1 rRNA gene is annotated in these 206 nt (G+C 54.4%); it reads left to right on the top strand.

Annotated elements, in window-relative coordinates:
• A 23S ribosomal RNA gene (locus tag SAY88_RS25800) occupies positions 1-206 on the top strand; the annotation flags it as partial.

Here is a 206-nt window from a genome sequence, read left to right as displayed (position 1 = left end):
GCGCACGGTGGATGCCTTGGCACTAGGAGCCTAAGAAGGACGCGACGAACGGCGAAACGCCTCGGGGAGCTGTAAGTAAGCTTTGATCCGAGGATATCCGAATGGGGGAACCCACCATCCGTAATGGGATGGTACCCATACCTGAATACATAGGGTATGAGGAGGCAGACCTGGGGAACTGAAACATCTAAGTACCCAGAGGAAGA

It is taken from the genome of Halalkalibacter flavus, assembly GCF_036663575.1.
GTDB lineage: Bacteria > Bacillota > Bacilli > Bacillales > Bacillaceae_D > Halalkalibacter > Halalkalibacter flavus.
Note: the sequence above shows the minus strand (reverse complement) of the source record. Positions and strands in the feature narration are given on the sequence as shown.